Origin of the sequence: Nitrosomonas sp., assembly GCA_016703745.1 — a bacterium.
Classification (GTDB): domain Bacteria; phylum Pseudomonadota; class Gammaproteobacteria; order Burkholderiales; family Nitrosomonadaceae; genus Nitrosomonas.
Genome location: JADJBK010000007.1, coordinates 62,943 through 82,262 on the forward strand (window position 1 = coordinate 62,943; position 19,320 = coordinate 82,262).

The following is a 19,320-nucleotide window of genomic DNA, read 5'->3' on the forward strand; positions in this document are numbered from 1 at the left end:
CATCTAAAACCCGTAGGGACAAACTGCTCCCAGCTACAGCCATAAGGAAGGAACCCTATGACCAAGCAATTAAGCCTGCAAGACCAAAGCACGGAGTTCCTGCTTTACACCGCACCCAGTGGGGCGGTGAAAGTCGAGGTGCTGCTCAGTGGCGAAACTCTGTGGCTGACGCAAAAGCGTATGGCCGAGCTGTTTGGCGTGGGCGTACCGGCCATTTCCAAGCATTTAGAGAATATCTATTCAAGCGGTGAATTAGATCAAAAGGCAACTATTTCCCTTTTGGAAACAGTTCAGCAAGAAGGGAGGCGCGAAGTTAAGCGTAAGCTCGAATACTACAACCTGGATGCTGTGATTTCTGTCGGTTACCGGGTCAATTCTACCCAAGCTACCCAATTCCGCATCTGGGCGACAGCACTCATCAAAGAGTACATTATCAAGGGCTTTGCCATGGATGATGAGCGCCTGAAAAATGGCCGCTTTTTTGGCAAGGACTACTTCCGCGAGTTGCTGGAGCGGGTACGCTCCATCCGCGCCAGCGAGCGGCGCATTTACCAGCAGATTACCGATATTTTCGCCGAGTGCAGTATTGATTACGATCCAAAATCAAAAACCACCCGGCTGTTTTACGCTCATGTGCAGGACAAGTTTCATTTTGCTATCACCGGCCATACCGCCGCCGAAATCATTGCGCTGAAGGCCGATGCCAGCAAACCCCTGATGGGCATGAGCACCTATAAAAATGCACCGGACGGGCGGGTATTAAAATCGGACGCTTCAGTGGCCAAAAATTATTTAAGTGAAGATGAAATCAAAAAGCTGGAACGCAGCGTATCGGCTTTTTTTGACTACATCGAGGGCATCATAGAGCGGCGTAACACCTTCACCATGGAAGCGTTTACCGAGAGCGTGAACAAGTTCCTCGCCTTTAATGAATATCAAATTCTGGAAGGTTTCGGAAAAGTGTCGCGCCAGCTGGCAGAGCAAAAGGCCCATGCGGAATACGACAAATTCAACAAGCAACAACGCATCGAATCAGACTTTGATCGCGAAATAAAAAAGCTACTGAACAGCAAGGATAAAGACGCATGACGGATTATAAAACCATAGCCGAATCCAATAACTTTATCGTACTGGATAAATACAACAAAGACTGGAAAGTGGCCGAGAGCTACCAGAGTGAAGACGCCTTAGAGCGCGAGCTGATTCAGGATTTGCAAAACCAGGGCTATGAGTACCTGTCTGGCCTGAATAACCCGCAGGCCATGCTGGCTAACGTGCGTGTGCAATTGCAGTCCCTCAATAACGTGGAGTTTGCCGAGGGTGAGTGGCGGCGTTTTGTGGAAACCTATCTGGATAAGCCCAGTGACACTATCGTTGATAAAACCCGCAAGATCCATGATGACTATATTCACGACTTTGTGTTTGACGATGGCCGCATTAAAAATATTTATCTGCTGGATAAAAACAACATCACCCGCAACAAGGTGCAGGTGATCAAGCAGTTTGAGCAAACTGGCAGCCATGCCAACCGTTATGATGTGACTATTCTGGTGAACGGCTTACCGCTGGTACAAATCGAGCTGAAAAAGCGTGGTGTAGCCATTCGTGAAGCCTTTAACCAGGTGCATCGTTACAGCAAAGAGAGTTTCAACGGCGAGGATTCGCTGTATAAGTACTTGCAGTTGTTTGTCATCTCTAACGGAACCGATAGCCGCTATTTTGCTAATACCACCCAGCGCAACAAAAACAGCTACGACTTCAGCATGAACTGGGCGAAGGCAGATAACAGCCTGATTAAGGATTTAAAAGACTTTACCGCTACCTTCTTCCAAAAAAACACCCTGCTCAATGTGTTGCTGCATTATTCGGTGTTTGATGTAAGTGATACATTACTGGTGATGCGCCCCTACCAGATCGCGGCCACCGAGCGTATTTTGTGGAAGGTGAAAAGTTCCCATGAGGCAAAAAACTGGAGCAACCCGGAAAGTGGCGGTTTTATCTGGCATACCACAGGCTCTGGTAAAACCTTAACCAGCTTTAAGGCCGCGCGTTTGGCCACAGAACTAGAGTTTGTAGACAAGGTGTTTTTTGTGGTCGACAGAAAAGACCTCGACTACCAGACTATGAAAGAATACCAACGCTTTTCACCCGACAGTGTGAATGGCTCTGACAGTACCGCAGGTTTAAAGCGCAATCTGGATAAAGACGATAACAAGATCATCGTCACCACCATCCAGAAGCTCAACAACCTGATGAAAAACGAAGGCGATCTACCCATCTACAACAAGCAGGTGGTGTTTATTTTTGATGAATGCCACCGCAGCCAATTTGGTGAAGCTCAAAAAAACCTGAACAAGAAATTCAAACGCTTCTATCAGTTTGGCTTTACCGGCACGCCCATCTTCCCGCTAAATGCTTTAGGTGCAGAAACCACTGCCAGCGTATTTGGTCGGGAGTTGCATTCTTATGTGATTACCGATGCGATACGCGATGAAAAGGTGCTTAAGTTCAAGGTGGACTACAACGATGTGCGCCACAAATTTAAGGCCATTGAAACTGAGCAGGACGAGAAAAAACTATCTGCCGCTGAAAACAAAGAGGCGCTGTTGCATCCAGAGCGTATTCGCGAAATTTCCCAGTACATTCTGAACAACTATCGCCAGAAGACCCACCGATTGCAGTCGAACGCCAAGGGCTTTAATGCCATGTTTGCGGTGAGCAGTGTGGATGCCGCCAAGCTCTATTATGAATCGCTGAATAGTTTGCAGGCTGACCCTTCAAATAAAAACAGCGAAAAGCCGCTGAAAATCGCCACCATATTCTCCTTTGCTGCCAATGAAGAGCAGGATGCGGTGGGTGATATTCTGGATGAAAGCTTTGATGTCTCGGCCATGAATAGCAGTGCCAAAGAGTTTTTGAACGCGGCGATAGGCGATTACAACGCCTTCTTTAAAACCAATTTCAGTGTCGATAACAACGGCTTCCAGAATTACTACCGTGATTTGGCCAAGCGGGTGAAAACCAAGGAAATCGATTTGCTGATAGTGGTGGGAATGTTTCTCACCGGCTTTGATGCCCCTACGCTCAATACACTGTTTGTGGACAAAAACCTACGTTACCACGGTTTGATGCAGGCCTATTCGCGCACTAACCGCATTTATGACGCTACCAAAACGTTCGGTAATATTGTCACATTCCGGGATCTGGAAATGGCAACCGTGGATGCTATCACCCTGTTTGGCGATAAAAACACCAAAAATGTGGTGCTAGAAAAAAGCTACAAGGAATACATGGAAGGCTTTACCGATGTGGTGACCGGTGAAGCTAGACGCGGCTTTAAGGATGTGGTGAGCGAGCTAGAGCAACGCTTTCCTGATCCGGCGACTGCCATTGAAAAAGAATCCGATAAAAAAGACTTTGCCAAACTCTTTGGCGAATACCTACGCGTAGAGAACGTGCTGCAAAACTATGATGAGTTTGCCAGCCTGAAAGCCATGCAAAGCCTTGATATGAAGGACCCCGAAGCGGTTGAAGCGTTTAAAGCAGAACATTATTTGGATGATGAAAAACTGGCTGAGTTACAGATAATACGCCTGCCAGCCGAACGTAAGATTCAAGATTACCGTTCTATCTACAACGATATCCGCGATTGGCAGCGCCGACAAAAATCAGCAGAAGAGAAAGAAAAATCCACCATCGACTGGGATGACGTGGTGTTCGAGATAGACCTGCTCAAGTCACTGGAGATCAACCTTGATTACATTCTGGAGCTAATCTTCGAACACAACAAGAAAACCAAAAGCAAAGCCGATTTGGTTGACGAAGTACGCCGGGTGATCCGCGCCAGCCTCGGCAACCGCGCTAAAGAAAGTCTGGTTGTGGATTTTATTAATCAAACCGACCTTGATCAGATCGGTGAAAAGTCCAGCGTGATCGAGGCCTTCTTTTCCTTCGCCCAAGTTGAGCAACAACGAGAAGCCGAGGAGCTGATCAACACAGAAAGCCTGAATGCGGAAGAAGCCCGACGCTATATCACCAACTCACTCAAGCGGGAGTACGCCAGCGACGCAGGAACAGAGCTTAATGCCATTCTGCCAAAGATGAGCCCGTTAAACCCACAATACCTCACCAAGAAACAAAGCGTGTTTCAACAGATTGCTAGTTTCGTTGAAAAGTTCAAAGGTGTGGGCGGGAGAGTTTAATAAAGAAACAAAGCGGTACTTATTATCGGGTTACACCACATTGATTATTGCGCGGCTGCCTGTGCGTTTACGAAATGGCAATGTCACCTGGGTAACGTGGGGCAGACGCAAGGACGAAGCCCTCGGTAAATTTCCAAATGGCGGTTGGGCACGCCTCAATTCCATCAAGAGCGGCAAATGGAAGCCATGGCATCCAAGGCCAGTCTTAATTGTCGCTGATCAGTTCATGGAAAAAGACCAGGAGAAACAATCCCACTGGGTACCTTTAGGCACAAGCATGATGATTCAAGGGCTATTGGCAGAAAGGAATGATGAGCTGCGGGTTTATGTGGTAACAGTCAGCACACCGCCAGAATATGCCTGGATACATGATCGTTGGCCAAGATTGGTTCGGCTTGATCAAGACAAGGAATCCTGAAATGACTGTATTAGAGTTTATTTTGGCGATTATCGCTAGCGTCATCGGAAGTTGGCTTTATCAATTCTTGTTCGAAAAGCGCTCAACTACGACCCGCGAAACAGTGCCTGATTGGGTGGTCAAGTCACTGGAAAGTGCTCGCGTGTTACTTCCCAATTGGTATCGGCGCTTCATTGCAAAGAAATACGGACTGGATTTTCCGGGTCAGTTCGTGGTGGATCGATATATGGAAGGTATGGCTTCTGACACTTTAATGCCAGGGTCGCCAATCTTCGTTTCGAAAGCGAATGGCAATGTTCTTTTAGAAGCCTTGCGCTATTCTGCTGGTCATCCGGAACGGATTGAGCATGCATACGATTTCGCCTTGAGATACACTAAGTACGGTGTATTTCGCAATCGGGAAGCAGCAGATGAGTTTCTCTCACAAGTTTTAGCGGTAGGAGCAGATCGGGGCGTGCAGATGTCGATCGAGCAACCCGTGTGGTCAGAGATGAATGAAGAACAGCGGCGCAAAGTTACAATCCCGCGTGAACTGATAGATGAATATCTTAAAAATTATGGGACCGGGTTCATCATCACGCGACTAGGGATATTTGCTGCTGTGTTCGGCCTGGTTCTGTGGCTGTCCTAAGAACCTGTTCCCCCACATGCGTGGGGAAGACTCTTCACGCTTAAGCTGACGCCAGACCTTGTCGGCACCGTAGACCTGCATGTTGCTGTATCTGCGGCAGCAGTTCATCATCACGCAGGACGCGGGCACAGCGCAAAGCCGGATTACGCTGCTGCGCGGAATATCGCCGACACCCTGATGGGGCGACCTGCAAAACCTTGCAGATCGGCTCGACCCCATGGGCGTCGCGGTACCGGTCGATGAACGACCTCAGGATTTGAGTTTGCGGTCGAGCTCCGCCTGAGCGAAAAAAGCGCTGGCCAGCTTCAGAATCTCATTCGCCTTGCGCAATTCCTTTACTTCGCGTTCCAGGGCTTTGATGCGGTCGCGCTCTTCACTGGTCACGCCGTCTCGCAAGCCGGTATCGGTCTCGTGTTTGCGCACCCATTCAAGCAATGTGTGGGCTGAACAGCCGATCTTCGGCGCGATGGATTCAATCGTCGACCACAGCGAGAGATACTCACTGCGGTGTTCCTGCACCCGTCTTCCCGAAGAATACCTCAAACGGAGCTCTGAATCCAAGCACCTTGCGTGGTCGATGGTTAAGTCTATCCACCGCCCACTGCACTTGTATCCTCGGTAACCTCAATCAATTCCATCCCCTTGGGGAATTGGCAGCAGACTGGTTTAGCCGACAACTGACTGTTGTCAAATCGTATCAAGAATGAACTTGGCCCGTATAGTGGTAACGAATATTTCAGCTTGTTCTACTATCTCCTGCGCATCGGCAAGCTCGACGGAATCACCTTTGTAGTCGGCTACCAGCCGGATTTCGTGCGCCCGGTTTAGAAGGCGTCCCACCTCTTTCGATACTGGGCCATTCTTGACCAAAAAATTGCTGAAAGCCCCGATCAGGCCGCTATGGGTGCGACCAATATTCGGCTCTACCGGTGCACCCGACGCCAGTAACGCTGCGCGGGCAGCGTCGAACATAGCGTAGTAGGCACGGTTGGTTGCGCCATCCACGTCACCAAGATTGAGCAAGGCTCGCGCGGACGAACAGGCCGTGTCAGCCTTCGACAGCAAGATGTCTGGTGTTAGTTGTCGATTGCTCATAGTCTAACTCCCTCCCGGATGATGTTGCGTAACAAGGCGGGGTTCGCGTAGTTCTCCGGCTGCTCCCACTCGTTAAGCCAGATTGGAAGCGGCGAGATGAGAATGCCAGTTTCGAGTAACACATCGAAAGCGACATCGGCCATATCCAGTTTGGCGACCAGGAAGCGTTGATGCTCGCCGCGCAAGAGTACAGCAACGTCCGCATCGCTGTCTGGGCGGTGTGTGCCACGCGCACGGCTGCCATAGACAATGACCCCAGCTATGTCGTAGCGATTACCGATCAAGGTGAGGAAGCGACGGACTGCTTCCTCTGTGTCATGGTCAATGCGATTCATACAAACCCCACAATGAAATCCGGATTTCCTGGTTTTCTGTTCAAGCCGGTACTTGAATAAATTCAACTAAGAATTAGGGAACTCTATCAAGGAGACTTAAGCGTCAAGTGTAAAACCAAAACATATTGACTGATATGTCAATCCACTGTTTTCAGATACTGGTACAACGTTTCACGGCTGATACCAAAGTTACGAGCGATCAGTGCTTTTTGTTCCCCTGCCATGACTCTTCGCTTTAATTCTGTAACCTGCTCACTATTCAGTGACCTCTTGCGACCTCGGTAAGCTCCACGCTGTTTGGCAAGCGCAATACCTTCTCGCTGCCGTTCACGGATCAGGGCACGTTCGAACTCCGCAAAAGATCCCATTACTGACAACATCAGGTTGGCCATCGGTGAATCTTCACCGGTAAAGACTAAACGTTCTTTGACAAATTCGACGCGGATACCGCGCCCGGTAAAATCCTTGGCTCTGTTGCAAAAAATAAGCAAATTGGTGCATTATTGAATTTTTTCAGGGTATTTCTCAATGTCGGATTTCAAATGGCGACATTACCAGAGCGGTGTAATCCTGGGTTGTGTTAGATGGTACTGCAAGTACGGAATTAGCTATCGTGAATTGGAAGAAATGATGTTGGAGCGTGGATTTGAAGTCGATCACACAACGCTTTATCGTTGGGTTCAACATTATGCACCCGAAATGTAAAAACGCATGCGGTGGTACTACAAGCCGACGATGGGCTACAGCTGGCGGGTAGATGAAACCTATGTGAAGGTTAAAGGGAAATAGACATATTTGTACCGCGCTATTGATAAGCACGGTGACACGATTGATTTCTATCTTTCACCTACCCGTAATAAGAAAGCCGCCAAACGGTTTCTAGGCAAAGCGCTCAAATCCATAAAACCATGGGCACATCCGCAGACGATTAATACAGATAAAGCGCCGACTTTCGGTCCTGCCATTGATGAGTTGAAGGAAGAAGGGAAATGCCATGAGGATACGGTACACCGGCAGGTAAAGTACTTGAACAATATTGTCGAGGCTGATCATGGAAAACTCAAACAGCTGATAAATCCCGTACGCGGGTTCAAATCCATGAAGACCGCCTATGCAACGATCAAGGGGTTTGAACTCATGCACATGTTCAAGAAAGGACAGATGGAGGCATGGAAATATGGGCAAGGTCTCATAGGAGAAATCCGTCTTATTGAAAGACAATTCGATATTTACACCGCATAATCAAAAATATCAGAGATTTACTCTAGCCAACGCTATTTTTTGCAACAGAGCCGTTTTTAGACCCGGTCGTGAAACGTGCCGGCTCCGAAAACCAGCCATCACCAGCAGACCTAGAACGAACAGCATAGGTGTCGAAGGGACCGGCAAACCGCGATAGTAGTGATGTCCCTTGAGATTGACTAATGCTGACGTGATACCCCAATCTCCCGATGGTACGATATCGACAATGGAAGTACCATACCAAGTGAGGCTCATGAAATCCATGGGGAAGGACAGGCTCGTCGGGGTGCCCGACCCAGTTGGTGGGTCGCCGATGATACCGTTGGTATTGTGCGCCGCGTAGACTATAGAGGTCATGATGCCACTGGTAAACGAAATATCGATTTCGCTCCCGTCCAAAGGAGTAACTGGGGCGATCCCACCCAATGGTAGGTTGTTAGCAGTCATGCCGGTTGCGCCCTCAAAGGTCAGTGTCAGTTCGGCTAAAGTCACATCCGAGACTTCGTACGGACATTGAGGCGTGCCGTTCCCTGCAGCCGGAATGGGATTTATCGGCCTTATGACCAAGCCACCATTTTCCATAATCCCCTCTTTCTCTGTGTCGGGAAACTTGGCGGTGAGAGTCCACTCTACTATATTGCAGTGGTCGTGTATCGCTACTGCCCAGACCGGCACAGTAGCGCACAGGAAAAAGACGAGTGCGAATGCCTGTTGCAAGAGATATTTCGATGTTCTGTTCATGACAGCGCGTGACGGCGTAAAAAGGATGATCTTCAGTGCCCAATCCTCGCACGGTATGGCTTGCTGCTCATCCTACAGAAAGGATAAAGGTTTTTTCCTCCAATGCAACAAAAAATATATATGAGGATTTGGCTCTGTCGCATTAAGCGAGATTATCGATAAATTTGTAGACTATTGAATTGGCTATGTCACCGTTAATTGTTGGAAATCACCCAAGGCAGAATTGAGCAAGGTTTCTGGTGTGATTTGACTGTGCTGTTCAAAAGCTCGTTGCCAACCCAGATAGTTTGACAAGTATTTGGTCGCCACGCCGTTAAAGCGCTCCAGCCACCGTTTAAGCCGGCTATGATAAGCATTAACATTCTGTACATGATAAGCGCCACGAACCCGCTGACCTTGGCTAAGATTGACGATTTCGTGACTGATGCCTTCTGCCATGCAAAAGGTCTTGTAGGTCGGATTAGCATCACTGACCAGAAGAGCATCCGTATCCAGCGTCGGTTTTAGAGCGGCGACAAGAAGTTTCTTGGTGAGCGGTCCGTTACCGGTGACGAAATCCAACGTTTGTCCCGAACGATCACAAAAGCATCTGATTTTGCTTAAAGGTACAATAAAACCCTGGTAGCTAGAAGCATTATTGCCTTTCATGCGAAAGACGCCCAAGCAGTATGATCAGCTCAATCAAGAAGAGAGCAAAATCTCCATAAGCGAGAAATTCTTGGCATTCAGCTTGTACTCATGCCAACAATCCGTCTGCCTTAGATGAGACAGGTAACTAATCAGGAAAGGTTTAGGCCGCCAGGCACTGGCCGGAAGCTTATCGTGACCAAACATCTAGAAATCGAACTTTCGTTGGATATGGATGACGGTGACATACACCAACATTTCCTAGAGAACGTCGATGATCTGCATCCCGCCATGGATCTCGATGTGGGTCAGGACGCTGACAACCGCATCCAAATCGATGAAATCGCTATTGAAGCTATCGAGTGCGAAAAGAACTCAATCTTCATAAAGTACATAGTCGAGTATTCCGCCTACTATGGATGTGATGACGCGAATTTCTCGGATTACGATCAAAGAGCTATCACAGGTAAGCGTGTCGGCAATACCTTCGTATTCGAAGAACACGTTTATCCCGAAAGGCTAACTCTAGCGGACGAGCTTTAGCTGACATGCCTAACACTTGATCCGGCCTGTGAAGGATTAGTAGGAGCTAAAAAGAAATAAAAGGGCAATGCGTAGAAATACGCATTGCCCTTTTTAGCCAAACCAATTATTTTCGATATTTATGAATCGTCGTTACCACTCGTTTTATTTGTGGTTGAAACTGATTTCATATCTGATTGCTCCGCTGCCATCGCGTGGTGAAGAGCAGCTTGCTCCAAATATTCTTCCGCTGCTTTTTCGTATTTACGAATCTTGTAAATCACGTGCGATTTAATGTTCTTGCCATTTATACCGAAGTGGCTGGTACGTGGTTTGTTTTTGAAGATTTCTTGTTGCTCGGTAATCTTGGCTTCCATTTCTGCCGCCATGGACTCAAATTTATTAGCCAGGACCTCATGATTTACATCATCAGATGCAACAGAATTCATAGAGGCACCGAAGATCAGGAACATAAATAACGAAAAACTAAAACATATTTTTGGTCGTTGTTCTCATGATGGTTTCTCCTATAACTTCCCTTTGGAACCATTGTATGTCCGTCAACCTGATGAGTATATTGGGGTAACTATTATTCTTCTCTAAGGGTAACCTTTAGGAGGGTGCTACGCCAAAACTGGCGTTTTAATTTGAATGTGAGCCCAAGTGCATTTTCATTTGCAGTTATTGTGAGTTCAAAAAAACGTTGAATGCAAGCGGCTGTTTTTAAACGCGAGCCGTTACAATTAATGGAGGTTAATTGCGATGCGCAAGACTAAATCAACTATTTTTGAGGCCGTATATGACACGGCAAAGGGTTTACACAAAGCCGGCGTGCTGGATCAAGTTACGTTGCGTGAATTCGATCGATTGTGCTTGCCGCCTATTGAACCGTTGAGACCGGAGCAGATAAAAGAAATTCGCGAAGCCACACGAGTCAGTCAGGCGGTGTTTGCTGCCATACTAAACACAAGTGTTTCGACAATACAGAAATGGGAAATCGGACAGAAACGGCCAACAGGAACCGCTCTTAAGTTGCTACATCTGGTGCAAAAGCGCGGTCTGAAAGCTGTCGTCTGATCGGTTTAATTTCCTTATTTTGTAGCATTTATGTATTTACGCATCAGAGGTCCAGATGTGTTAAGAACATATTATTAATCAATTGGTTATACTGGTTTTATAAATTGCTCATAATGTTTATTATGTTAAATAGTATTAAATATATAACTTATTATCAATTAGTTATATATTAACTCCTAACCTTCAGAATATACTGTAACCAGTATAGTTAAGCGTCAAAAGCGACGTTATGATAGGGTTCCCCTTGCTTATGAGGGCTTATTTGGATTGTTACTTTTTGATTCATCCGTTTTAGAAAATCGAGCAATTTATCAACGGTAAAACGGCTAAAATGGCCGTTTAGCAAGTGAGACACTTCAGTTTGTTTAATTCCTAACAGTTCAGCAATTTCCCGCTGTTTCATATCTTTTCTTTTAAGAAGCTCAACCACATGAAAACCAACCATACCGCGCGCTTGTAGCTCCTCGGCATTATCTATTCCAAGATCATCAAAAACATTACCTGAGCTGTTTTCAAATTCAATGTTCCCTTGTTTTTTCATGGCTCTCTAGCTCCTTTGCTTCTTGGGGAAATTTTAAACGACTCCAACAGAAACATGCCATTCAGATATCGAGAATTACCGTGAACGTAGGCGATACTCGCTAATCAGCGTCTTATTTTAAGGCTATGTCATCGAACTGTGTGGAAATATTCCAACGGCTTCACCAGCGACTGAATAGTTTTCCATGATTTGCTCCCACTAAACCCTAATATTCATCTGACATAGCCAGATTAATACGATTCTACACAGTTCGATGACATAGCCTATTTTAATGGTGCGATGAGTCTTCAGCACTAAACAGTCGGCCTCGGAATCCACCAAAGATAGAAAACCATCCCAAAACTCCACCAGTGATTGCACAACAATGATTACGGCGACCACCTCCCAACCTACGGGCAGCGCCAGAGCAAATGGAAGGACAATGAAAGAATTGCGCGTACCGAGACTGAAGGCTAGCGTCCGTCCCTGATCAGTTGGCAATCTTAGCCAGCGGGCAAGTATCCATGCGATTAGCGCAGCCAGTAAAAGAAATATTACAAATATTGGCACGACAACTGGCATGAACGCAAGTGCTCCGATTACTACATTCACCCTGTATTCGCAATGAGAAACACAACCAGAGCAAGCAACGGCACCGGCAACCAGCCAAACGATCGCGCCACAAGCACGTTTGGGCCGCGCTTCAATCCAGCTTTCCGATACTGCTGCTAGCAGTAGAGGAGTTAGAACCTGGCAATAACTGGCCAAATATCAGTTAGCTTCAGGATCTGCGCTCAACTCAGTTCCTACCATTAACCACAGATAGACCGGTAGTAACAACAATTGTAGCAAAAGATTGATAGGGTGTTATGCTAATTGCACGCGGCACATTGCCACCGCCCAGTTGACTAAAAGTAATAAACCAATCGGTGCAAGGTAACAGTAATACCAGCAGTACGCCCAGGCGTAATGCAGGGTGGTCAGGCAAAAACTGCACCAGCCCCCAAACCAATAGCGGAATTAAAATGAAATTGCCGATCAGTACGGCCTTGATAAAGCGATGATCGAGGAACGCATCATTCAGATGAAGCAGTGGAACCTGCGCAAAGTTGCGTAGAGCAATAAACCAAGTGCCGACCATAAAAGCGCCTCGAACAACGTTGCGAGTTCGAATTGAAAACTACCAAAGACCAAGCCCGCTATGATAGCGACGAGATAGATCCATACCTGTTGGCGTTCTAGTGCGAGGCGACTAAACTGCATTTGTTTAAGCATAAGTTATTCCAGCATAATCTTTACATAGGGGTAGATCCCATAAGGTGATGCAGGAGTACATAGGAAATATCATTGAATAAATCACCCCGCCGCAAGCAGCGAGGTATTAAGAGCACTTCTTCAAGCTGCTGGTTTTCAACCAGCCTCCGCCCCAAGGGGCGAGGAATTTAACCCGGAAGAGATTAAAAATGGAAAATACCATGTATTCATGTCAGCACCTAAATCAGTGGTAGCATCCAAGCTGGATAAGCTGAAATTCCATTACTTCTCTCTTGGGCTTTTATATCTTCCCAGAAAACTTCCGGCAACACGCATACTAGCAGCGTACCAATTAATAGAAAGAGCCCTAATTCGTTAAATGATAAGATTTGTATCCATTGGATCCCAGTGGCTAACGCCAAAACAGCAGAAAGCAAAAATAGGGGCCACTGAAGAAACAGTGTATTCGGCCACACTGACGGGCATTTCTTAAACAGGAAATCCCCATCCAACTCAAAGCACCCATCCAGAGAATACCAGTGAGCAGTGGCGTTAGTTGCATCAACCGTAACCAGCATAATAAAAGTGGGCAATCCCATGCGGCAAAAAACCGGGATTTATTAGCCACCCAGTCGTTTGTGCTGGCTTCATATTTCTCTGACATCGTGTATTCCGTTATTCAGTTATCTGGTTAATTGGTGTAGTTGTGAATCTAATGAATGCAAGTAGGTCAGCTGCGCATCAATTTTTGTTTGCAATAACCCATAGCCAATCGGTAGCCTGTAGCACACTACAATCAAGCTGCTTTACCCGGCACAACAAGACAGCTCTTTCACATCCTTGTTAAAGGTTCGTGCGCAGAGTTTTAAACCTTCCACCATTGTTAGATAAGGGAATAGCTGATTTGCCAGATCCGTCACGGTCATGCGATTATGAATGGCCAATGCCGCGCTTTGAATGATTTCACCACCTTCATGAGCCAAAATCTGCGCGCCTATGATCCTACCTGATTTGCTTCCAGCCACAAGTTTAATAAAGCCATCGGTTTCGAAATTGGCCAGTGCTCTGGGTACATTTTCCATATCCAAAACACGGCTATTGGTATTATTACCTTGTGCCTTAGCTTGTTCTTCTGTTAATCCAACCGTAGCGACTTGAGGATCGGTAAAGATCACGGTAGGCATAGTGGAGAGATCGAGCTTGGCGTCACCACCTGTCATATTCACACCCGCTCGACTACCCGCCGCAGCTGCCACATAAACAAATTGTGGCATGTTACTGCAATCACCCGCCGCATAGATGTTCGGCACCGTGGTTTCCATATGGTCGTTAACTGTAATGGCACCATTACGTTCGGTTTTAATGCCGACAGCTTCCAGATTGAGTTGGCGTGTATTAGCATGACGACCTGTACTGACTAAGTAAGGATTACCTGGAATGATCCTGCATTCGTTTCCAAGGTAAAGCGTTTTCCATCATAGTCGACACTGCTCGCCTCGGGTATGGTTGGAGTATACGAATATCTTCTTTCTCAAAGGATGTTGTGAGCTTTTCACCCAAGAGTGGTCTTCAGCATATAACAAAGCATGTCGCGCCAATACAGTAACTTGGGCACCTAGGCGGCGATAGGCCTGTGCGATTTCCAGCGCTACCACGGAGGAAACCGATGACAATCAAGTGTTCTGGTGTTTCCTCGACAAACAAGGCTTCCGTGGATGTCCAATAGGAGTGTTAGCCAGACCATCAATGAGTGGATAGTTGGAGTTGAACCGGCTGCGATGAGAATGCGGTCGGCTATAATTTCTTGCTCATTACCATCGGGCTTGCTCTGCCAACCAAGGCGCGGTAGTTTTAAATCGAGCATGACCTTTTACAAGACTCAATGCCGGGTTTGATTCGAGAATATTCTGATATTTAGCTGCTCGCAGTTCTTCAACGCGCGCGGTTTGTTGCTGTGTCAGTAATGCACGGCTTAATTGTGGCGCGTGATTTTCCAGACCTTTAAATGGATTATTGCGCTGTTGTTCGGCCAATTGTGCTGCCCGAATCAAAATCTTGAAGGGACACATCCCACATTGACACAGCAACCGCCTATAACGTCCGCACCTTCAATGATGGTGACTTCGCGCTCCGCCTTCAGCCGCTTTGATTGCACACGCAAATGCCCCGGAACCACTGCCATTAATCGCCACATGCAGAGATTCATCACTTTCCTGAGTGGCTACGTTATCAGATGCACAGCCGGCCTTTGTGAACTCCGTTCCTGTACCGTATAGCCAAATGCTCGATAGCACCAATGATATCATTGGCGTTCACGTTGGCGTTTGTGTCCACGTCGGCACTGGCGTTAGCATAAGAAACATCTGCGCGATTGATCCCTTCAATGGCTTCTAGTGTTTCTTGATATGGGTTACACAACTAGTGCAGGTCATACCTTCTATCTGAAAATAAAATTTACTCATTGGTTTCTCCGCCATGACGATCGGTATTGTAACATACGGGATTACGTTGGGATTTTTTTTCTGTAAAAGGCATATCCCGTGAGGCCGATGAAAAATGCCAGAGCGGGGAAAAGGACAACATCCAGATGGCCCGTAAAGGCTGATAGGCCAACCGCAGCAAGTAGAATAACCAACAGCGGCGGGAAGCAAAGGGCTACAATCAGAGTGCCAATCACGCCAGTACGCAGCAAGAGCTTGTTCTTATCCATGAACACTACCCTTGATCGTGGATGGGTATCCGGCATTGGTTGTGGCCTCGACGAGCGCTTTCAACGTTCGTGGCGTCGTCGTCGAAGGTCACCACGGCTTGTCTTTTTATAACTGACATCGGCGTTGGTTACACCATCTACCTTATTTAAGGCTTTTTTTCACTGCAATTGGACACATAGCACAGTTCATGGTAGGCAAATCTAGAGTAACGGTCTGCGGATCTAGCCCAAGCGGTAAAGCTAACAATGGTGAGTACGAAAGTAATAATAATTTTATTCATGGTTAATTCTCCAATAGTTAGACAAGCTATATTTTTCACATAAATACTGGAATCCAGTAAACACTGGTCACTAAAGCGAGCGCGATCAAAGCGGTTACCAAAAATGATCTGACGTTGTTTACGCACCTGCGGCACTGCACATGCTGATCCCCGGGTTCACAATCTTCAATGGGGCGATAAACGTTCCAGCCAGCCCAACCGAACAAGACAAAGACAGCGAGAATGAATAACGGGCGGTACGGTTCTAATAGCGTTAAGTTGCAATCCATGACCCGCTTACTCCTAACATCAGTAGCACTAAAGGTCCTGCACAACATATTCCTGCACCAACTGCGGCAATGGTTCCACCAATAATTGAAGCTTAGGATTCTTTTGCCACAACTTACTCCTCTTAACCAAGTTATAGAGTAGTAAACGCCGACTATGGTACGGAATCAAGCGTTATAATTTATTTTATGGCTGGAGTGATTTTACGGCTGTAACGAGTCTATTATCGGGCAGTGACTATCATCTTGATTACTCTGGCACTGAGTAAGAAGTTCTTTAAGAACTTTTTCAAGACATCGCAAATCCGCCATTTTTTTTCTCACGGCGCAGAGTTTTTGTTCAAATAACCTCGAACTTGACCACAGGGTGTGTCATTCTGCTTAATCAAATTGGCGATTTCGTCTAAAGTAAATCCCAATTCCTGTGAGAGCGTTTAATAAAGCGAATACGGTTGACGGTATTGCTTGGGTAATGACGATAGCCTTGCGCTGGCTTGGATGGTTGCGCACTAGACCTCGTCGTTCATAGAAACGGACAGCTTCAATGTTGATATCAAGTTCTTTTGCAACCTTGCTAATTGTTCTTGCCATTTCTTGTTCCTCCATTCCCGCTTGGCCTAGCGCCGCATAGCTGTGAAAACGGCTAACTTTTCAATAAATTCCATACTTCTTGAAATAAATACCAAATATTCGTTGGGGTACCGACTGTGTAAGAGTTCAATTGGATATTCACACATGATTTCCTATCGGATTGTAATGCTGCTCTCAGGCAAGTAATAGTCGCTCTAGCCTGTAGATTCATGCGTGCGGTCATCACAAATGTCGCAAAGCAACCCGGTATAAATATGCGGAGATAGTTATGTTGATGGTATGCACTCATGCTGCGGAGATCCTGGCCGGCGAAGTATCTAGACAACGTAGTGCCAGTGCCACCGTGCGCGTCGACGCGGCGCGCGTACTTCAAAGGACATGGACATCTCGGTTTTTCTTCTGTCATAAAATCCTCTGGTTGGAGTGAGTCGTGAATCAACATCAAGTAAAATGCACAAGCATTACATAATACCTGCCGTAGCGCCAGTAAGGTGCTAATAAACAAAAGGTTCTAAAGCCTACGGATTTAGTGGCAAAACTAAGAAAAGAAGGCCCCATTTTTACTGCACACCATTGGTCAACACCCAAAACCCTTTACCATAATCTCTTAACGCACCATTAAAAAAAGGTAACGATAGAGAGTAGGCTTGGTGATGCCCAGCTCTTTGCAAAGTTCGAAAATAACTGCTTTTTTCTTAATCATTGCTGATTGAGCTAATCTTACTTGAGCTGAAGTTAAAGAGAATTTTGCACTCGCCTTTTTTCCTCTTGCCCTTGCTGCCGTTAAAGCTGCTTTTGTTCGCTCACTAATCAACTCACGTTCAAATTCTGCCAAGGCAGCAAAAAATACCGAGAATTAACTTTCCGCTGGAAGTTTTGATTAATTTTCAAAAAATGATCGTCAAAATTCGAACAGCAGTGAAAGAACCCTCCACCTTCTTTGGGTGGAATTTACTAAACCAGCTGAGTAGATTCGAATTCAGCCCCCGGGATTCCTTAGAGATATTTTCTCTGAAATCCAGTTTTCTAGGACTCACAAATACAGTCGTGGGTGTTCCAATCCCAGGTCGAATGGCCAATCTCAAAGCGACTGGGCAATTTTTTCAGTGCACTTTTAATTTCTTCTCAATTTGGGCCAGCTCATTGGAGCGCATTACTTCATGAGCTTCCAGTGCGTTGAGATGTTCGTCGAGTTGCCATATGTGGATATGATGGATGTTTTCAACACCCTTCTAATAACTCCATTGACTCGCTGATAACTTCTTCAATTGAGAGATGGTCTGGCGTACTTTCCATAAGCAGGTGTATAGTTTTTGGCAACATGGTGAAGCTTCCTTGCCATAAAACGTAATCGGCAGATCATGAGGGTTAATAACGCATCAGTCCAATACCAACCAGTAGAGAGCAAAATCAGTGTTCCGGTAATTAGAACACCTACAGAAGCCAGCGCGTCCGATACGTTGCGCAAAAAAAGCGGCTTGGATATCTGCGCTCTTTTTTTGACATGGTGTAGGTTAAAGTGGCGGTGATCACATTCATACAGAGCGCAATTCCCGCCAATCACAATCTATCCAACCTTCAATTTTCTCAGGCTCTACAAAACGCCACATTGCCTGATAGATGAGATAGAAACCAATAATTATCAACGTAGTAAGATTGATATGAAGAAAGCAATAATTTTCGGCTCGCTTATAACCAAAGGTCTTGAACTTGTCCGGTGGCTTTGCGGTCGGTTCTTGCGTGCAAACAACGCAATACCAAGCGAAGCAGCATCGCTTAAGCGAAGTGCAACGCATCGGCAAATTAAGCGACAAGCTACCGGAGATACTTCCACCAATGACTTCGTGCCACAGTCAGCAAGTACATTGACGGCAACAGCAGCATACAGACGCCCATCACCCAAACTTTCGGTATCGTGGCTGTGTCCCATTGTTAACCTTCTCATTTGATTAGCTTCATCATTCTTGTTTAGTGAATCAATGGGTCAAAAGTGAGAAAAAGGCCGATTGTTGTATAGTGTTTTTTATGAAGCATCTAATTTTTACCCATAAAATAACTTTTTAAGACCAAGACTTCCCCCTGATATGCATAATTTATATTAGCGAATTGGCTGCAATGAAAACCTAATGTTCGTGTGTGAGGTCTCGCCTTTCTTCATTTTCTGCGATCAAGTTAATAGGCATTGTTCCAGACCACTTGCGCGTCTTTAGGCAGCGATTCTAGTAGGTTGATTTCCACCCACCCTTCATCAGAGTTTCCAGCTCTGATTTTCAGGGGTAAACCCCCACCCGTTTGTCCATCTTCTTGGAGTTCTTCCGCCATAAAATATAAGATTTACCATCCCTCTACGACAATAGCTTCTTCAGGCAATGCTATTACTGATATACTTTCTGTGTAAATTTTTCCATTGATATACATCCCGTGAATAAGAAAAATTTCTTTTGATCGATCTCGGCATGCAAGCATGGACTATCCTACGCCTTGTTCAAAGTTTTTGCCTACTGAAAAATTTTGGCAGATAAAATTTCACCCGAACCGATTCCACTGTAAATGATAACCATTCCCCCTTCCTTGACCTTATTGACATCTTTTCGAAACCATCAGATCGGCATGTACATATTCAATATTTATGATCCTTGAGTATTTCTGCTCCTCGGCATTCACAAACTGACCTATCTGTACCAAACAATTTTTTTTATTATGCCGTCAATGGGACTCACCACCGGTACAGTTTTATAGATGTTCCCATCTCTAATTTTTCTCACATTAATGCTTAATTGCTCCAGTTGTGCTTCAAACTCCTTTTAC

Annotated in this window: 12 protein-coding genes, 10 pseudogenes and 1 other annotated feature; of the genes and pseudogenes, 7 read left to right on the top strand and 15 right to left on the bottom strand. The window is 46.0% G+C overall.

All coding sequences use genetic code 11. The features are described 5' to 3' along the window. Positions 1 to 57: 57 nt before the first annotated feature. The 4 genes and pseudogenes from IPG31_13530 to IPG31_13545 all read left to right on the top strand — a co-directional run bounded on the left by IPG31_13530 (position 58) and on the right by IPG31_13545 (position 5,251). Positions 58 to 1,089, top strand: a complete 1,032-nt coding sequence (locus tag IPG31_13530; GenBank protein ID MBK6619311.1) for a virulence RhuM family protein — start codon at positions 58 to 60, stop codon at positions 1,087 to 1,089. Continuing rightward, positions 1,086 to 4,202, top strand: a complete 3,117-nt coding sequence (locus IPG31_13535) for a type I restriction endonuclease subunit R (protein MBK6619312.1) — start codon at positions 1,086 to 1,088, stop codon at positions 4,200 to 4,202. The genes IPG31_13530 and IPG31_13535 overlap by 4 nt, the downstream gene beginning before the upstream one ends. 40 nt (positions 4,203 to 4,242) lie before the next feature. Then, positions 4,243 to 4,500 (top strand): annotated as a pseudogene (locus IPG31_13540) (hypothetical protein). A gap of 121 nt (positions 4,501 to 4,621) precedes the next feature. Next, positions 4,622 to 5,251: a hypothetical protein gene (locus IPG31_13545; protein MBK6619313.1), complete on the top strand. Its 630-nt coding sequence runs from the start codon at positions 4,622 to 4,624 to the stop codon at positions 5,249 to 5,251. A gap of 33 nt (positions 5,252 to 5,284) precedes the next feature. On the opposite strand, the pseudogene IPG31_13550 reads toward IPG31_13545, so the two are convergent. From IPG31_13550 to IPG31_13565, 4 genes and pseudogenes are all read right to left on the bottom strand, one after another. After that, positions 5,285 to 5,830: pseudogene (locus IPG31_13550) on the bottom strand (IS3 family transposase). Then, positions 5,430 to 5,546 (bottom strand) — a sequence feature (AL1L pseudoknot). It overlaps the preceding pseudogene by 117 nt. A gap of 108 nt (positions 5,831 to 5,938) precedes the next feature. Continuing rightward, positions 5,939 to 6,346, bottom strand: coding sequence for a HEPN domain-containing protein (locus tag IPG31_13555; GenBank protein ID MBK6619314.1), 408 nt, complete (start codon positions 6,344 to 6,346; stop codon positions 5,939 to 5,941). Further along, on the bottom strand, positions 6,343 to 6,681 hold the full coding sequence (locus tag IPG31_13560) for a nucleotidyltransferase domain-containing protein (protein ID MBK6619315.1): 339 nt from the start codon (positions 6,679 to 6,681) through the stop codon (positions 6,343 to 6,345). The genes IPG31_13555 and IPG31_13560 overlap by 4 nt, the downstream gene beginning before the upstream one ends. A gap of 137 nt (positions 6,682 to 6,818) precedes the next feature. After that, positions 6,819 to 7,133 (bottom strand): annotated as a pseudogene (locus tag IPG31_13565) (recombinase family protein). Positions 7,134 to 7,209: 76 nt separating this feature from the next. On the opposite strand from IPG31_13565, the pseudogene IPG31_13570 reads away from it, so the two are divergent. Beyond that, positions 7,210 to 7,923: pseudogene (locus IPG31_13570) on the top strand (IS6 family transposase). A gap of 9 nt (positions 7,924 to 7,932) precedes the next feature. Here IPG31_13570 and IPG31_13575 read toward each other — a convergent pair. Further along, positions 7,933 to 8,664, bottom strand: coding sequence for a hypothetical protein (locus tag IPG31_13575; protein MBK6619316.1), 732 nt, complete (start codon positions 8,662 to 8,664; stop codon positions 7,933 to 7,935). Positions 8,665 to 8,847: 183 nt separating this feature from the next. Further along, a pseudogene (locus tag IPG31_13580) lies at positions 8,848 to 9,243 on the bottom strand (IS1595 family transposase). Positions 9,244 to 9,486: 243 nt separating this feature from the next. On the opposite strand from IPG31_13580, the gene IPG31_13585 reads away from it, so the two are divergent. Continuing rightward, complete coding sequence (locus IPG31_13585) at positions 9,487 to 9,834, top strand: hypothetical protein (GenBank protein ID MBK6619317.1); 348 nt, start codon at positions 9,487 to 9,489, stop codon at positions 9,832 to 9,834. A gap of 119 nt (positions 9,835 to 9,953) precedes the next feature. On the opposite strand, the gene IPG31_13590 is transcribed toward IPG31_13585, so the two are convergent. Continuing rightward, complete coding sequence (locus tag IPG31_13590; protein ID MBK6619318.1) at positions 9,954 to 10,262, bottom strand: hypothetical protein; 309 nt, start codon at positions 10,260 to 10,262, stop codon at positions 9,954 to 9,956. A gap of 313 nt (positions 10,263 to 10,575) precedes the next feature. Between IPG31_13590 and IPG31_13595 the strand changes: the two genes are divergently transcribed. After that, the gene (locus IPG31_13595) at positions 10,576 to 10,890 is read left to right on the top strand and encodes a DNA-binding transcriptional regulator (GenBank protein MBK6619319.1); all 315 of its coding nucleotides are present in this window, start codon (positions 10,576 to 10,578) and stop codon (positions 10,888 to 10,890) included. A gap of 208 nt (positions 10,891 to 11,098) precedes the next feature. On the opposite strand, the gene IPG31_13600 is transcribed toward IPG31_13595, so the two are convergent. The 8 genes and pseudogenes from IPG31_13600 to IPG31_13635 all read right to left on the bottom strand — a co-directional run bounded on the left by IPG31_13600 (position 11,099) and on the right by IPG31_13635 (position 17,347). Then, on the bottom strand, positions 11,099 to 11,431 hold the full coding sequence (locus IPG31_13600) for an XRE family transcriptional regulator (protein ID MBK6619320.1): 333 nt from the start codon (positions 11,429 to 11,431) through the stop codon (positions 11,099 to 11,101). A gap of 293 nt (positions 11,432 to 11,724) precedes the next feature. After that, positions 11,725 to 12,673 (bottom strand): annotated as a pseudogene (locus tag IPG31_13605) (arsenic resistance protein). A 302-nt stretch (positions 12,674 to 12,975) separates the two neighbouring features. After that, positions 12,976 to 13,328: pseudogene (locus IPG31_13610) on the bottom strand (hypothetical protein). A 142-nt stretch (positions 13,329 to 13,470) separates the two neighbouring features. Then, positions 13,471 to 15,126 (bottom strand): annotated as a pseudogene (gene merA, locus IPG31_13615) (mercury(II) reductase). Between the two features lie 41 nt (positions 15,127 to 15,167). Beyond that, a complete protein-coding gene (gene merF / locus IPG31_13620) occupies positions 15,168 to 15,374 on the bottom strand; it encodes a mercury resistance system transport protein MerF (GenBank protein MBK6619321.1) in 207 nt (68 codons plus the stop codon). A 316-nt stretch (positions 15,375 to 15,690) separates the two neighbouring features. Beyond that, positions 15,691 to 16,010, bottom strand: a pseudogene (locus IPG31_13625) (mercury transporter). A gap of 115 nt (positions 16,011 to 16,125) precedes the next feature. Next, a pseudogene (merR, locus tag IPG31_13630) lies at positions 16,126 to 16,512 on the bottom strand (Hg(II)-responsive transcriptional regulator). A gap of 607 nt (positions 16,513 to 17,119) precedes the next feature. Beyond that, positions 17,120 to 17,347: a hypothetical protein gene (locus IPG31_13635; GenBank protein MBK6619322.1), complete on the bottom strand. Its 228-nt coding sequence runs from the start codon at positions 17,345 to 17,347 to the stop codon at positions 17,120 to 17,122. Positions 17,348 to 19,320: the final 1,973 nt, after the last annotated feature.

Bases quoted from the DNA above. Each gene is read 5' to 3' on its own strand.
- IPG31_13575 (MBK6619316.1), bottom strand. From the start codon at position 8,664: ATGAACAGAACATCGAAATATCTCTTGCAACAGGCATTCGCACTCGTC.
- IPG31_13590 (MBK6619318.1), bottom strand. From the start codon at position 10,262: ATGAATTCTGTTGCATCTGATGATGTAAATCATGAGGTCCTGGCTAAT.
- IPG31_13600 (MBK6619320.1), bottom strand. From the start codon at position 11,431: ATGAAAAAACAAGGGAACATTGAATTTGAAAACAGCTCAGGTAATGTT.
- IPG31_13560 (MBK6619315.1), bottom strand. From the start codon at position 6,681: ATGAATCGCATTGACCATGACACAGAGGAAGCAGTCCGTCGCTTCCTC.
- IPG31_13530 (MBK6619311.1), top strand. From the start codon at position 58: ATGACCAAGCAATTAAGCCTGCAAGACCAAAGCACGGAGTTCCTGCTT.
- IPG31_13555 (MBK6619314.1), bottom strand. From the start codon at position 6,346: ATGAGCAATCGACAACTAACACCAGACATCTTGCTGTCGAAGGCTGAC.
- merF (MBK6619321.1), bottom strand. From the start codon at position 15,374: ATGGATAAGAACAAGCTCTTGCTGCGTACTGGCGTGATTGGCACTCTG.
- IPG31_13595 (MBK6619319.1), top strand. From the start codon at position 10,576: ATGCGCAAGACTAAATCAACTATTTTTGAGGCCGTATATGACACGGCA.
- IPG31_13535 (MBK6619312.1), top strand. From the start codon at position 1,086: ATGACGGATTATAAAACCATAGCCGAATCCAATAACTTTATCGTACTG.
- IPG31_13545 (MBK6619313.1), top strand. From the start codon at position 4,622: ATGACTGTATTAGAGTTTATTTTGGCGATTATCGCTAGCGTCATCGGA.